Origin of the sequence: Rathayibacter sp. PhB151 (assembly GCF_004366415.1) — a bacterium.
Taxonomy (GTDB): Bacteria; Actinomycetota; Actinomycetes; order Actinomycetales; family Microbacteriaceae; genus Rathayibacter; species Rathayibacter festucae.
In genome coordinates this window covers 357,428-370,385 of sequence record NZ_SOEN01000008.1, presented here as the reverse complement: position 1 = coordinate 370,385, position 12,958 = coordinate 357,428, and the positions used below count along the sequence as shown (strand labels likewise).

Below are 12,958 nucleotides of genomic sequence, written 5' to 3'. Positions count from 1 at the left end.
ACAGGGACAGGCTCCTGTCTTCGTGCGAACGGGAGAAGACCATGGGCAGCATCATGTACGGCACTCCTCCGGCGGCCATCGAGGTCGACGACCGGACTCTGGCCCATCTGCAGATCGTCATCATCAACAAGTTCCGCCGGGACGAGCGCTTCCTGCTCACCCTCGACGCCAGCCCGAACGCCGGGACCGGCCGCCGCGGCGTCTGGATGCACCCGACCATCCCGCTGCAGTTCGACTTCAAGGGCAGCCGCCAGCCGACGATCAACCCCGAGTGGATCGAGGCCCTGATGGAGCGCGCCAACAGCGGCGCCGGTCTGCGCATCGTCCCCGAGCCCGTCGGCGCGACCGCCGTGCCGCTGCGCCGCGCGGAGCCGGCCGCCTAGCGCACACCGCCTAGCGCGCCGCCTGACGCTCGCCGACTGGCGCCGGTCGCCCCTGAAGGACCGGCCGGCATCGACTTCGCCGATATCTGTCGGACTCTCCGAACTGCCTTGCAAGCGCTTGACATTTCGCGCCACGCCCAGGGCGCAGGCCTACACTTCGAGTGCGGTCCGGGTTCGTTCCGGCGGGCTCGACCCCGTGACCGCGCGCATGACCGGATGCCGGGTAGCGAGCTCCCCCTCTCGTGGGCCCGGCATCCGGGTGCGCGGCGCACCCGAAGCGCTCCCGCGAGGCCTGCCGACAGGAGTCGGCGCCATGCTCGACACGACCACCGCCCCGCGCTCCAGCGCCGGGGCCCCCGGCACGGATCCCGATGACGTCCGACCCGGCGACGAGTTCACCGCCGTCGTCTCCGACGAGCTCGAGTGGTGGCGCGTCGTCGCCGTGCTCGGCATCCGCGTGCTGGCGGAGCGCCTCGGCGTCGGCGACCGGCACAGCTTCACCCTCCGCTTCGTCCGCTACCGCCTGGCTGTCGCGGCCGAGGGCGGCGCCTAGGCGGCCTGTCCCGCCTGCACCGGGCGCCCGAGGCGGGCGAACATCCGGTCGAACACTCGGCGGCGGTCGAACTGCAGGGCGTACTCGCGCGCCGCGACGGCCCGCTGCGCCCGGTCCTCCGCCGTCAGCTCGAGCACCACGTGGTCGAGCAGCGCGGCGATCGTGTCCGGAGCGTCGACCGGGGTGATGAACGCGTGCTCGCCGACCGCCTCGCCGATGCCGCCGGTCAGGGTCGTGATGACGGGACCGCCGCCCGCGAGCATCTTCTCGGCGAGCGCGATGCCGAAGGTCTCGACGAACTCCGGGCGCGGCTTGCTCGGCAGCACGAACGCCGAGCAGCCGGCCATCAGGTAGGGCTTCTCCGCGTCGCCGACGTCGTCGAGGAAGCGGATGCGGTGCGCCAGCGGCGACGCGGCCGCCAGGCGGCGCAGCTCCGCCTCCTGCGGTCCGCGGCCGGCGATGACCAGCTCCCGATCCGTGTGCACGGCGCTGCGCTCGTAGCCGGCGATCAGGTCCTCGACGCCCTTCGCCTCCGTCAGCCGGGAGAGGAAGAGCACGTAGCCGTCGGTGCGCAGCCCGCGGGCGCGCACCACCTCGTCGACGACGGCCGGGTCGAGCCCGGTGTAGGCGTCGGAGTCGATCGCCGGGTAGGAGATCTCGATGCGCGCGCGGCACTGCTCGGCGAATCGGGTGCCGTGCACTGCGTCGATCCGCTCGGCCTCCTCGACGATCAGGTCGCGGGTGTACTCGGAGACGGCGACGCAGTGGTCCTGCGAGAGGTACGAGGCGAAGATGTGCGCGGCGGCGCCGAGGCGGCCCTCCTCCACCGCCCGGCGGACGACGTTCGTCACGTCGGAGCCGACCGCCTCGGCGATCGTCGTGACGTCGACCGGGAGTCCGGTGCTCCAGGCGGCGCGCAGGGCGTCCGCCACCGCGAGGGTGTGCGGGCTGAGGTAGAGGGAGAGGCAGACTGTGGGCACGCCGTCGGTGAACAGCTCGACCAGGCGGCCGACCATGCCGGCGAGGAAGCGGCCGTCCGGCACCTTGTAGTCGCCGACCGGTTCCGGGCGCTCGACGATGATGCCGTCGCTGTAGGGGAGGACGGCGTCGAGCGGCTTCAGCGGGAGGCCGGCGGCCTGGAGCCGCTCGATCGGCCAGGTGACGATCCGCACCTCGTCGAAGCCGCGCTCGAGAGCGGTCTCGGCGAGGTTGCGGGCCTCGACCGAGTGCCCGCAGATCACCGGATCCGCGCGGACCACGATGACGAGTCGGTTCTGCACGGTGTGGGCGTGCGTGCTCTGGTCCATGGTGCTCCTTCAGGGGTGATCGGTGCGGGCGGGAGGGAGGCGGGCGGGGTGGAGGCGGTGGAGGCGGTGGAGGTGCTCAGTGCCGCGGGAACGACGGCGGGCGGTGCTCAGGGGCGCTCCCCCAGCCGGCCGGCTCGGCGCCGAGGTGGAGCGTCAGCTCGCCGCCGCGGTGCAGCTCGGCGGCGGTGATCCAGCTCGCCTCGAGCGGTGCGCCGTTCAGCTCCGCCGACTGCACGTACTGCACGGGGCCACCCGGCACCGGCTCGACGAAACCGGTCGTGCGCAGCTCGACGTCCGCCCCGCCCACCGCGATCGACGCCCGCGCGAAGGCCGGCGCGTTGACCAGGAGCAGCCCCTGCCCGGCGACCGGGAACAGCCCGAGGCTCGCCCAGACGTACCAGGAGCTCAGGCCACCGGAGTCGTCGTTGCCGGGCAGACCGCCGCGGCCCGCGCCGAAGCGCTGGTGCAGCACCCCGTGCACGATCTCGGCCGTGCGGTCGGGCCGGCCCGCGTAGTGGTACGCCCAGGGCGCGTCCATGTCGGGCTCGTTGTTCAGCCCCTCGAAGCGGCCGAGGGCCGAGCCCGCGAGCATCTCCGCGCGGTCCGGGCGCAGTCCCGGCTGCACGACGGGCTCGGCGCCGTAGCCGAAGAACTCGTCCAGCTGCGCGACGAAGGCGTCGTCGCCGCCGCTGATCGCGATGCGGCCGGCCATGTCGTGCAGCAGGCGGAAGGAGTAGTTGTGCCGGGTGCCCTCGTAGTAGGTGGAGTCCTTGAGCAGGCCGGAGCGCAGGTCGTAGGCGTTCACCCACTGCGCCGCCCGCTCCTCGAGCTGGTCGGCGAGGAGGTGGTCGCCGACGTGCCGCGCCACGACGGCGGTGCACCAGTAGCCGTGCGCGAGGTCGAGGGTGTGGCTGATCGGGTGCGCCTCCCCCGCCGCCAGGAACTCCTCGCCGTAGGTGCGCTTGAGGTCCTCGCCCATGTGCACGAGGGCCGCCTCCCAGTCGATGCCGGGCAGGCCGAGGCGGCAGAGGTCGGCGAGGAAGGTGTGCGCGAGCGCGCTGCCCTGGCGGGAGAAGCGGTCGCTGCCCTTGGCCATCCGGTAGCCGATCGGGAAGTTGCCCTCCTCCTCGCAGATGGTGAGCAGCGCCGCGCCGATCTCGACGGCGCGCTCGGGCAGGAGCGCGGTGAGCAGCGGGAGCTGGGTGCGGTAGATGTCCCACATGGTGCTGAGGTCGAAGACGAACGGGCCGTCGCTCGGCCAGAACGGGCTCTCGTCCGGCGCCAGGCAGGGCTTGATCAGCGAGTGGTAGAGCGCCGTGGCGAAGACGGTCTCGCGCTCGGGCGAGGGAGTGTCCACGGCGATCGTGCGCAGGCGCTTCCGCCAGGTCTTGCGGGTGCGGTCGCGGCGCTGGTCGAAGCCGCCGGTCGTCGGCGGAACGTCGCGGTGCAGGTTCTCGCGGGCGCGCTCGGTGCCGCGGAGGGAGAAGCCCATCCGCAGCTCGACGGTCTGGCCGGCCGTGCTCGGCCCGGCCCACATCAGCCCGAACGGGCGCAGGGTCGTCGGGCGGATGTGGTCGAAGTCGAGCCGGGTGCCGCCCGGCATCAGCCGGCGGTCGTACCAGAGCATCTGCCGCCACTGCAGGGCGTCGCACTCGAGGTGGACGGCGAGCGGCGCGCCCTCCATCACGACCTCGCCGGCTGCGACGCCGGGCGAGATCGAGTGCAGCTGCGCGCGGAGCGGGATCGTCGCTCCGGACGGGATCGCGAGACCGCCGAGCGAGAGGTCGACGACCACGCGGGCGCTGCGGTGCTCGGGGAAGGTGTAGCGGTGCACGACCGAGGCGGGGCCGACGGTGAGCTCGGCGCGGATCCCGGAGGAGAGGGTCGCGGCGTAGTAGCCGGGCTCGGCGACCTCGTCCTCGATCGCCCAGCTGCGGCCGAGCTCGTCGAGCGGCTCGAGCATCGGCGTGACGCGGAGGTAGTTGTAGTACTTGCGGATCGCGCCGGTGCCGGACTGCTGGAAGTGCGTGAAGCCCGAGGCGACGAGGCCGTCCTGGATCGTCGGCGGGACGCCCTCGAGCGCAAGGTCGTAGCGGCCGTAGCCGGTCGGGTAGGCGCCGGAGTAGGAGCAGGCGGACACCATCCCGAGCGGGAAGGTCGCGCCCGGGTGCGTGTTGCCGATCTGCGGCTTCGGCGACCACCAGGTCGCAGCGAGCCCGGTCGCGTCCGGTAGCAGGGTCGCCTCGGTGCCGAGGAACGGGTCCACCCGCTCGATCACCGGGTGCCCACCCGTCCGTACCCCGCCGCCGCCATGCCGTGACGCTAGGCAGCGCGGGGAGACGCAGGGTGTCGCCCGGGTGTCGTGCGGGCGACGGGTCGGCGACCGGACGGGGCCGCCGACCCGGCGCCGCGGGCCTCTGGGATCCAGCGCCTGCCGGATCGAGCGCCTACGGGATCAGGCGCTCCGCGCGGTAGCGGTCGAACAGGGCCGTGAAGGAGTCGACGGTGCGGTGGTGCGCGCCGAAGCCGGCCAGGCGCGACTTGCTGATGTCGGTGACCACCTCGATCTGCCGGCCGAGGTCGGCATCGGTGTGCCACCAGGAGGCGACGCGCTCGAGGTCGGGCTCGATCAGGTCGTGCTCGCGGACGAGGCGCTGCCAGACCTCGTCGGCGCCGGCCATCTGCTGCTCGAGGGGCTGCGGCTCCTCGCCGGGGCCGACGGGCTCGACGCCGAAGTGCTCGGCGATCCGCGACCACATCCAGCGCCAGCGGAAGACGTCGCCGTTGACGACGTTGAACGCCTCGTCGCGGCCCGCCTCCGACGTCGACGCCCAGAGCATCTGCTCGGCGAGGACGGTGGAGTCGGTCATGTCGGTGAGACCGTTCCACTGGGTGAGCGAGCCGGGGAAGACGAAGGGCGTGCCCTGCGCGCGGTGGATCGACGCGGCGACGGCCAGCGTGAGGCCCATGTTCATCGCGTTGCCGACCGCGTGGCCGATCACGGTGTGCGAGCGGTGCACCGACCAGGTGAAGCCGTCGCGCTCGGCGGCCGCGAAGAGCTCGTCCTCCTGCGCGTAGTAGAAGTTGGGCGCGTCGAGGCGCTCCTCCTCCTCGTGGAACGGGGTGTCGGGCATCGCGCCCTGGCCGTACGCCTCGAACGGGCCGAGGTAGTGCTTGAGGCCGGTGACCAGCGCGACGTGCTCGAGCGGCGCGTGCGAGAGCGCGGCGAGGAGGTCGCGGACCATGCCGCCGTTGACGGCGATGTTCTCCTCCTCCGTGGCCTGGCGCGACCAGGCGGTGAAGAAGACGTGGGTGGGCTTCTCGTCGACGAGCACGCGGGCGAGGTCCTCGGCCGAGCGGAGGTCGGCGGAGAGCGGGGTGACGCCGGATCGCTCGGCGATCGGCCGGCGGGAGAGGGCGGTCACGGGCCAGCCGCGCTCGGTGAGCAGGTCGACGAGGGCGGAGCCGCCGATGCCGGTGGCGCCGACCACGAGGGCGCGCTGCTCGGGAGTGGGGGCCTCGGGAGTGGGGGCCTCGGACGTGGGGACGGTGGACGGGTCTGCTGCGGAAGTCATCCCTGAGGACAACGCGCGTCCCGGCCCGGCATTCCTGGGCGGGTCAGCCGACGGCGGGCAGCGGCTCGCCGTGGCCGTCGAAGGAGAGCTCGACGCCGGCCTCGGAGCACTCGCGGGCGATCAGGTCGAGGGCGTTCCAGAAGGACGGATTCCGCACCGGCTTCCGGGCGAGGGTGCTCTGCAGTGCATACTTCGCCGAGCGCGCCGCGTCGACCGCGGTCGAGGTGGAGGACTCGTACTTCAGCGCGTCGAGGGCGGCCTCGAACGCCTCGCGGTTCGCCGTCGCGGGGTCCGCCGCGAAGACGTTCCACGACTCCTCGACCGGAGGGCAGAGGGCCGGGTCCTGCGTCTGCCCGGGGAGCGCGCAGCCGGTGAGGAGGAGGACGGGCGCGGCGAGGAGCACCGCCGCCGCTCTGCTTCTCCACCTCATCCGAGTGAGGGTACCGTCCGTCCGGGATCGCAGTGTCGGAGGCACGGGGTAGCGTCGGTGGGTGCGTGCTCCGTGGAAGAACCGTGAACCCGGGGCGCGGCTCCCCCGCGACGTGAAGGTCCTCGGGATCGTCGCGTTCTTCGTGATGCTGGGGTTCGGCGTCGTCGTGCCGGTGCTGCCGGTGTACGTGCGGAGCTTCGGGGTCGGCTACGTCGAGGTCGGGGCGGTGGTGTCGGCCTTCGCGCTGATGCGGCTGGTCGCGAATCCGTTCGTCGGGCCGCTCGTCGATCGGGTCGGCGAGCGCATCGTGCTGGCGGTCGGCATCGGGATCGTCGCGGTCTCCAGCGCGCTCGTCGGGCTCGCCGGCGACTACGCGCACCTGCTGCTGCTGCGCGGGGCCGGCGGGATCGGCTCCGCGATGTTCTCGGTCGCGGCGATGACGCTGCTGCTTCGGACGGCGGATCCGGAGCGGCGGGGCCGGTCGATCGGCTTCTACCAGGGCGGCTTCCTGCTCGGCGGAATGGCGGGACCGGCCGTCGGCGGCGTGCTGACGGCGATCTCGCTGACCGCTCCCTTCTTCTTCTACGCGGGCACGCTCGCGATCGCCGGGATCGTCGGGCTGGTGCTGCTGCAGCGGCCGGACCGGGACGCCGAGGCGGCGGTGACTGCGGTCGCCAAGCCGATGCGCGAGGTCGCGCGCGACCGGCGGTACCAGAGCGCGGTGCTCGCGAACTTCGCGCTCGGCTGGTCGGCGATGGGGGTGCGCGCGACGCTCGTGCCGGTGCTCGTCGTCGAGGGGCTGGGCGACGAGCCGGCCTGGACGGGCATCGCGTTCGCCATCGCGGCGGTGGTGCAGACGATCGCGCTGGCGCCGGCCGGGCGCTTCGTCGACACGGTCGGGCGGCGGCCGGCGCTGATCGGCGGGTTCGCCGTCGCGGCCGTCGCGATGCTGGCGATGCCGCTGGTGCACGAACTGTGGCTGCTGATCGCGCTGCTCTGCGTGTACGGAACGGCGGCGGCGTTCATGGGGACGGCGCCGGGCGCGCTCGTCGGCGATGCGGCGGGCGAGCGCGGCGGGAAGCCGGTGTCGTTCTTCCAGGCGGCGTCGGACCTCGGCGGGGTCGTCGGGCCGCTGCTGGCGGGGGCCCTCGCGGACGCGGCGTCGCCGACGGCGGCCTTCGCGTCGGCCTTCGTGCTGCTCGGGCTGACCGCGGTCGTCGGACTGCGGGTGCCGCGGCGCTGACCGCCGCACCATGCACTTCGGCACGCCGGTGAGACGTCCCGCACTGGTCGAGGCGTCCAGCAGCACCTGGACGCCTCGACCGTTCGAGGACGTCTCGGCGCGAGCGGGGTCAGGTGTTGCGGCCGCGGGCGTCGACGGGCCAGGTGGCGGTGGTGCCGTCGGCGCGGAGGACGCGGTAGTCGTCGGCGAGGTTGACGGCGACGCAGACGTGGTTGGGGGCGATGCGGATCCGGGTGCCGAGCGGCAGGTCGACCCCGGTGATGGTGGCGTGGTGCTCCGAGAGGACGGTGATGCGGGCCTCGGGGTGCTCGAGGAGGCGGCCGAAGCCGGTCGAGGCGGCGCCGCGGTCGGAGGAGAGCACCTTGCTGCCGGCGTCGGCGATCAGGTGGTCGTCGCGGCGGGCGACGATCGTCGCGAGCACGGTGACGGCGATCGACTCCGGGCCGATGGTGCCGATCTCCCACTGCTGCGCGTCGCCGAGGGCCGAGACGCCGGGGCGCAGCTCGGTGAGCACCGTGGCGTCGGCGAACTCGAGGGACGGGGTGGAGCCTCCGCTGATCACGCGGGCCGGGACTCCGGCGTCGGCGAGCGAGACGGCGGCGGCGCTGAGCGCGACGGCCTCGTCGCGGGCGGCGGCGCGGCGGCCGTCGAGGGCGTAGCTGTGCCCGGGGAAGGTGAACACACCGACCACGTCGAGCCCGGCCTCGGCCGCGGCAGCCGCGACGGCACCGGCCTCCTGCGGCGGCACTCCGCTGCGGTGGTGGCCGGAGTCGACCTCGACCACGACCTCGAGGCCGGCGGGGATCGCCGCGGCGAGGCGGCGCGCCGACTCCGCGGAGTCGACGCCGACCCGGACCCGCGCCCGCTCGAGCACACCGCGCAGCCGGGCCGCGCGCTCGGCGTCGAGCCAGAGCGGGTAGGCGATGAAGAGGTCCTCGACACCGCCGGCCGCGAACACCTCGGCCTCCGACACCGTCGCGACGGTGAGGCCGACCGCGCCGGCCGCCAGCTGCCGCCGGGCGATCTCGATCGACTTGTGGGTCTTGGCGTGCGGGCGCAGCGCGACGCCCCGATCGCGGGCCGAGCGGGCGGTGGCCGCGATGTTGCGGTCGAGGACCGCCTCGTCGAGCACGAGCGCGGGCGTGGGGACGCTGTCCGGGATGCGAGGCACGGGGCGATCCTAGGGCGGCTCTCCTCTACGGTGAAGGGGACGACGAGCGGCGGGGGCGGCGACTCGACCGAGCCGCAGACCCGAAGGAGTGCCGCATGCGGGAGCAGGACGCCCGATCCCACCACGAGGAGTCCGCGGCGCGCGCGGCCTCCTTCGGTCGGGGCATGCTGACCGCGACGTACGCGCTCCGGCACGAGAAGGGGCTCGACGTCGTGTTCCTGCTCCGCGGCACCGGCCCCGACTTCCTGATCGGCATGGGCGCCGCCTCGGACGACTTCCGCTCCGTCCTCTCCATCGGCCTCGACAGCCGCGACGGCGTACTCCGCCCCACCGCGAGCCACACGATCGACGGCCGCCGCCGCGGCGTCCCGGCGCGGGTGGTCTTCCGGAGCGACGGAGCCTTGGTCGTCGAGGCGAGCCCGCTGCCGCTGCGCGACCGGCCCGCGTCGCTGAAGTGCTGGTCGTTCGTCCGCTCGGGCGAGGAGGAGCACTACTCCGACGTGGTCGGCTTCGTCGCGCCGTCGCTCGCCGCTCTGCCGCCCGTGCCGCTGAAGACGCGGCCGCGGGCGCACAGGCCCTAGGGTGTGGTCAGACCGGTCCGCCGCCGGTCGCCCGCGCCCGACGGAAGGCCGAGCTCCATGGATCCCGACGACTCCCCGACCCTCGAGCAGGCGTCGCCGCAGCGGCGGATCGTCACCACCCGCACCGGCGCCGTGGTCGCGGTCGGCGTGCTCGGCGCGGTGATGCGCACCGAGGGTGCGATCTACGGCACGGTGCTCTCGATCACGCTGATCGCGGTCGGCTGGGACAAGGACACCGACCTCGACGTCCTGCTGTTCCTGCTCGGCTCGGTGACGGTCTTCTGGGTCGCGCACCTCTACTCCGGGACGATCGCGCGCCTGCCCGAGTCGGATCCGACTCCGCGCACGGTGCTCGCCGCCGTGCGGGACACCGCCCGGCACTCGATCGGGATGATCGCCGCGATGGTCGTGCCGGCGCTGCTGCTCGCGCTCGGTCCGCTCGGGGTGCTGGACGAGTGGACGGCGTACTACCTCGCGCTCGGAGCGGGCGTCGTGATCCTCGCGGCGCTCGGCTACCTGATGTCGGCGCGGCGCGGCAGCTCGTGGAAGCGGCGGGTGCTGAGCACGCTCGTGACGACGCTGCTCGGGTTCGTCGTGGTGTGGCTCAGCACGCTGGTGCACTGAGCTGCAGGTGCACTGAGCTGCTGGTGCACTGAACTGCCGGTGCACGGAACCCTCGACGTGCGACGGGCGCGGCTGCCAAGCTGACGGGATGACCTCTCAGCCCTCCGCGCTCCGCCCCTTCGGCCCGTCGGGCGCCCTGGTGACCCGGCTCACCCTCGGCACCTCCTGGAACCCCGACCGCGTCGGCTCGCTCGACACGGTGCCCGCGCTCGAGCGCGTGCTCGACTCCGGCGCCGGCCGCCCCGTCTCGGTGATCGACACCTCCAACGAGTACGCGCTCGGACACAGCGAGCGGCTGATCGGCGAGGCGCTGCGGGCGCGGGGCGGGGTCCCGGAGGGGATCACCGTCGTCACGAAGCTCGACCGCGACCCGGAGACCGGCAGCTACTCGGCCGAGCGGATGCGCCGCAGCCTCGACGAGAGCCGCGAGCGCCTGGGCATGGACGTGCTGCCGCTGCTCTACCTGCACGACCCGGAGCGGATCTCCTACGACGAGGCCTTCGCCGAGGACGGCCCGGTGCGCGCGCTCGTCGCGATGAAGGAGGCGGGGGTCGCGCTCTCCATCGGCATCTCGGGCGGGCCCGCGCCGATGCTGCGCCACTACGTCGACACCGGGCTCTTCGACGCGGTGATCACGCACAACCGGTTCACGCTGGTCGACCGCTCCTCCGAGGATCTCATCGACGCTTCCGTCGCGCGCGGCGTCGTCGTGGTGAACGCGGCCGTCTACGGCGGCGGGGCGCTCGCGCGCTGGCCCGAGCCGGTCCGGACCTACGCCTACGCGCCGGCGCCGCAGGAGATCGTCGACGCGGTCGCCGCGATGGGCGAGGCCTGCGAGCGGGCGGGCGTGCCGCTCGCCGCCGCCGCCCTGCAGTTCTCGACCCGCGACCCGCGGGTGACGACGACGGTGGTCGGCGCGACGAGCGCCGAGCACTACGACGCGTTCGTCGCGGACGACGCGCTCGACATCCCGGACGCGCTGTTCGAGGAGCTGGAGTCGCTCGCGCCGCCGAGCTCGGTCTGGCAGGAGGCGCCCGGGGCGACCTGGCCGCGCTGAGCGTCGCGCGGGGCGTCCCTCGGAGGGCCGCGCCGGGCGCCGGCGGGGCGGCGGCGTCGCGTCAGGGGGACGGCCGCCGCGCGACAGCGGGCATACCCGGGCCGCTCCGTCGGTTGGCCCTGAGATGACCGACGCACCTCGCACCACCGCCGACTCCCCCGCCCTCTTCCAGCCGCTGACCCTCCGCTCCCGCACGGCGCGCAACCGCGTCTGGGCCGCGCCGATGTGCCAGTACTCGGTGGAGGCGCAGGACGGCGTGCCGACGCCGTGGCACCTCGTGCACCTCGGCTCGCTCGCGCGCGGCGGGGCGGGCGTCGTGATCGTCGAGGCGACCGGCGTCGTTCCCGAGGGGCGGATTAGCCCCTGGGACACCGGGCTCTGGAACGACGAGCAGCAGGCGGCCTGGGCGCCGATCGTCGACTTCCTGCACGGGCAGGGGGCCCTCGCCGGCATCCAGCTCGCGCACGCGGGCCGCAAGGCGTCGACCTACCGCGAGTGGAGCGGGCGCGGCTCCGTGCCCGTCGACGAGGGCGGCTGGGAGACGGTCGCCCCCTCCGCCGTCGCGTTCGAGGGCTACGCGATGCCGCGGGCGCTCGACGCCGAGGAGCTGCCGGGCCTCGTCGAGGCGTTCCGCGCCTCCGCCCGCCGTGCCGTGGACGCCGGCTTCGACGTGATCGAGCTGCACGCGGCGCACGGCTACCTGCTGCACCAGTTCCTCTCGCCGCTTTCGAACCACCGCGAGGACGCCTACGGCGGATCGCTGGAGAACCGCGCGCGGCTCCTGCTCGAGGTCGTCCGCGCGGTGCGGGCCGAGATCGGCGAGCAGCCGCTGCTGGTGCGCTTCTCCGCCACCGACTGGGCCGAGGGCGGTTGGACGCTCGAGGAGACGATCCGGGTCTCGGAGTGGGCGCGCGACGAGGGAGTCGACCTCTTCGACGTCTCGACCGGCGGGCTCGTGAAGGGGACCGACATCCCGGTGGCGCCGCTCTACCAGGTGCCGTTCGCGCGCGAGGTGGGCCGGGCGACCGGCGCTCCCGTCGGGGCGGTCGGGCTGATCACGACGGCCGAGCAGGCCGAGGGCGTGGTGGCGGGCGGTGACGCGGACGTGGTGCTGCTGGCGCGCGAGCTGCTGCGCGACCCGCACGCGCCGTCGCGGATGGCGCGCGAGCTGGGGGCTCCGCTCGGGCTGGTGCCGCCGCAGTACGCACGGGCCTGGCGCTGACACGACGAAGGGCCGGGGGCGTCACCGCCTCCGGCCCTTCACATCGTTCTGCTACTTCTCGTCGGCCTCGCCCTCGGAGTCGCTCGGGGCGTCCTCCTCGGGGTTGAAGTGCGAGTCGCCCGAGACGCCCAGGGCGATCCCGTCCTCGGAGTCGGGGATGGTGCCCTCGGTGCCGAGGCCGCCGTCCTCAGGAGTCCCGGCGTCCGGGGTGCTGTCGTCGGTCATCGTGGCTCAGGCCTCGACGTCGCCGCGCCAGGCGCCGTCCGGCGAGCCCTTGGACTCGATGTACTCCTTGAAGTTCTTGAGGTCCTTCTTGACCGCGTGGCTGCCGGCGCCGACGAGCGAGCCGACGGTCTCGAGGAAGCCCTCGGGCTCCCAGTCGAGCTGCACGGTGACGCGGGTCTCGGTGTCCGAGAGCTTGTGGAAGGTGACGACGCCGGCGTGGTCGGTCTCGCCGCCGGTGCTGTTCCAGGCGACGCGCTCGTCGGGGTGCTGCTCGGTGATGTTGGCCTCGAACTCGCGCTCGACGGGGCCGACCTTCACCTTCCAGACGGTGAGGACGTCGGTGACCTGCTGGATGGACTCGACCTCGTCGAGGAACTTGGGGAACTCCTCGAACTGGGTCCACTGGTTGTACGCGACGGACACGGGGACGTTGACGTCGACGGTCTCGATGATCTGCGACACGGTAGTGCTCCTTGATGTCTCACTCGGTGTGCGGCGGGCCGCTGCTGCGGTCGCCTCCCTCGACGGTAGAGGCGAGCCGCCTGGGAGTTCAGGTGGTTGCGGCTGGACGCAGACGTGGTACAACC

The 12,958-nt window shown here is 73.5% G+C and carries 14 protein-coding genes; 7 read left to right on the top strand and 7 right to left on the bottom strand.

The genetic code is table 11. The features are described 5' to 3' along the window. Window positions 1-41: 41 nt before the first annotated feature. Both EDF35_RS15410 and EDF35_RS15405 read left to right on the top strand, forming a co-directional pair. On the top strand, window positions 42-383 hold the full coding sequence (locus EDF35_RS15410) for an ATP-dependent DNA ligase (RefSeq protein WP_123705407.1): 342 nt from the start codon (window positions 42-44) through the stop codon (window positions 381-383). A gap of 313 nt (window positions 384-696) precedes the next feature. Continuing rightward, entirely contained in the window at window positions 697-936 is a 240-nt protein-coding gene (locus EDF35_RS15405; protein ID WP_133962968.1) for a hypothetical protein, read from the top strand. Here the strand turns inward: EDF35_RS15405 and EDF35_RS15400 are convergent. From EDF35_RS15400 to EDF35_RS15385, 4 genes are all read right to left on the bottom strand, one after another. Further along, window positions 933-2,243 (bottom strand): glycosyltransferase family 4 protein, encoded by a 1,311-nt coding sequence (locus EDF35_RS15400; protein ID WP_133962967.1) that lies wholly within the window; start codon window positions 2,241-2,243, stop codon window positions 933-935. The genes EDF35_RS15405 and EDF35_RS15400 overlap by 4 nt on opposite strands. Window positions 2,244-2,319: 76 nt before the next feature. Continuing rightward, on the bottom strand, window positions 2,320-4,521 hold the full coding sequence (locus tag EDF35_RS15395; protein ID WP_133962966.1) for a glycoside hydrolase domain-containing protein: 2,202 nt from the start codon (window positions 4,519-4,521) through the stop codon (window positions 2,320-2,322). A 169-nt stretch (window positions 4,522-4,690) separates the two neighbouring features. Further along, window positions 4,691-5,818 carry an SDR family oxidoreductase gene (locus EDF35_RS15390; RefSeq protein WP_133962965.1) on the bottom strand — a complete coding sequence of 376 codons (1,128 nt, stop codon included), beginning with the start codon at window positions 5,816-5,818 and terminating at the stop codon, window positions 4,691-4,693. Window positions 5,819-5,861: 43 nt separating this feature from the next. Then, the gene (locus tag EDF35_RS15385; RefSeq protein ID WP_133962964.1) at window positions 5,862-6,248 is read right to left on the bottom strand and encodes a hypothetical protein; all 387 of its coding nucleotides are present in this window, start codon (window positions 6,246-6,248) and stop codon (window positions 5,862-5,864) included. A 61-nt stretch (window positions 6,249-6,309) separates the two neighbouring features. Here EDF35_RS15385 and EDF35_RS15380 point away from each other — a divergent pair, with 61 nt between their 5' ends. Continuing rightward, window positions 6,310-7,491: an MFS transporter gene (locus EDF35_RS15380; protein WP_243840005.1), complete on the top strand. Its 1,182-nt coding sequence runs from the start codon at window positions 6,310-6,312 to the stop codon at window positions 7,489-7,491. Window positions 7,492-7,600: 109 nt separating this feature from the next. On the opposite strand, the gene EDF35_RS15375 is transcribed toward EDF35_RS15380, so the two are convergent. Further along, complete coding sequence (locus EDF35_RS15375; RefSeq protein WP_123705413.1) at window positions 7,601-8,662, bottom strand: alanine racemase; 1,062 nt, start codon at window positions 8,660-8,662, stop codon at window positions 7,601-7,603. Window positions 8,663-8,757: 95 nt separating this feature from the next. Here EDF35_RS15375 and EDF35_RS15370 point away from each other — a divergent pair, with 95 nt between their 5' ends. The 4 genes from EDF35_RS15370 (at window position 8,758) to EDF35_RS15355 (ending at window position 12,146) form a co-directional block, all read left to right on the top strand. Beyond that, window positions 8,758-9,243 carry a hypothetical protein gene (locus tag EDF35_RS15370; RefSeq protein ID WP_133962963.1) on the top strand — a complete coding sequence of 162 codons (486 nt, stop codon included), beginning with the start codon at window positions 8,758-8,760 and terminating at the stop codon, window positions 9,241-9,243. A gap of 57 nt (window positions 9,244-9,300) precedes the next feature. Next, window positions 9,301-9,867, top strand: a complete 567-nt coding sequence (locus tag EDF35_RS15365) for a hypothetical protein (protein WP_133962962.1) — start codon at window positions 9,301-9,303, stop codon at window positions 9,865-9,867. Between the two features lie 88 nt (window positions 9,868-9,955). Continuing rightward, on the top strand, window positions 9,956-10,924 hold the full coding sequence (locus tag EDF35_RS15360) for an aldo/keto reductase (RefSeq protein WP_133962961.1): 969 nt from the start codon (window positions 9,956-9,958) through the stop codon (window positions 10,922-10,924). A gap of 124 nt (window positions 10,925-11,048) precedes the next feature. Then, window positions 11,049-12,146, top strand: a complete 1,098-nt coding sequence (locus EDF35_RS15355) for an NADH:flavin oxidoreductase/NADH oxidase (RefSeq protein WP_133962960.1) — start codon at window positions 11,049-11,051, stop codon at window positions 12,144-12,146. A 51-nt stretch (window positions 12,147-12,197) separates the two neighbouring features. On the opposite strand, the gene EDF35_RS20890 is transcribed toward EDF35_RS15355, so the two are convergent. Next, window positions 12,198-12,371: a hypothetical protein gene (locus EDF35_RS20890; protein ID WP_166674131.1), complete on the bottom strand. Its 174-nt coding sequence runs from the start codon at window positions 12,369-12,371 to the stop codon at window positions 12,198-12,200. 6 nt (window positions 12,372-12,377) lie between these two features. Beyond that, on the bottom strand, window positions 12,378-12,833 hold the full coding sequence (locus EDF35_RS15350) for an SRPBCC family protein (RefSeq protein ID WP_123446671.1): 456 nt from the start codon (window positions 12,831-12,833) through the stop codon (window positions 12,378-12,380). Window positions 12,834-12,958: the final 125 nt, after the last annotated feature.

What these genes read in the sequence shown, in the direction of transcription:
- EDF35_RS15410 (WP_123705407.1), top strand. Translation starts at nt 42, where the DNA reads ATGGGCAGCATCATGTACGGCACTCCTCCGGCGGCCATCGAGGTCGAC.
- EDF35_RS15405 (WP_133962968.1), top strand. Translation starts at nt 697, where the DNA reads ATGCTCGACACGACCACCGCCCCGCGCTCCAGCGCCGGGGCCCCCGGC.
- EDF35_RS15400 (WP_133962967.1), bottom strand. Translation starts at nt 2,243, where the DNA reads ATGGACCAGAGCACGCACGCCCACACCGTGCAGAACCGACTCGTCATC.
- EDF35_RS15390 (WP_133962965.1), bottom strand. Translation starts at nt 5,818, where the DNA reads ATGACTTCCGCAGCAGACCCGTCCACCGTCCCCACGTCCGAGGCCCCC.
- EDF35_RS15385 (WP_133962964.1), bottom strand. Translation starts at nt 6,248, where the DNA reads ATGAGGTGGAGAAGCAGAGCGGCGGCGGTGCTCCTCGCCGCGCCCGTC.
- EDF35_RS15370 (WP_133962963.1), top strand. Translation starts at nt 8,758, where the DNA reads ATGCGGGAGCAGGACGCCCGATCCCACCACGAGGAGTCCGCGGCGCGC.
- EDF35_RS15365 (WP_133962962.1), top strand. Translation starts at nt 9,301, where the DNA reads ATGGATCCCGACGACTCCCCGACCCTCGAGCAGGCGTCGCCGCAGCGG.
- EDF35_RS15360 (WP_133962961.1), top strand. Translation starts at nt 9,956, where the DNA reads ATGACCTCTCAGCCCTCCGCGCTCCGCCCCTTCGGCCCGTCGGGCGCC.
- EDF35_RS15355 (WP_133962960.1), top strand. Translation starts at nt 11,049, where the DNA reads ATGACCGACGCACCTCGCACCACCGCCGACTCCCCCGCCCTCTTCCAG.
- EDF35_RS20890 (WP_166674131.1), bottom strand. Translation starts at nt 12,371, where the DNA reads ATGACCGACGACAGCACCCCGGACGCCGGGACTCCTGAGGACGGCGGC.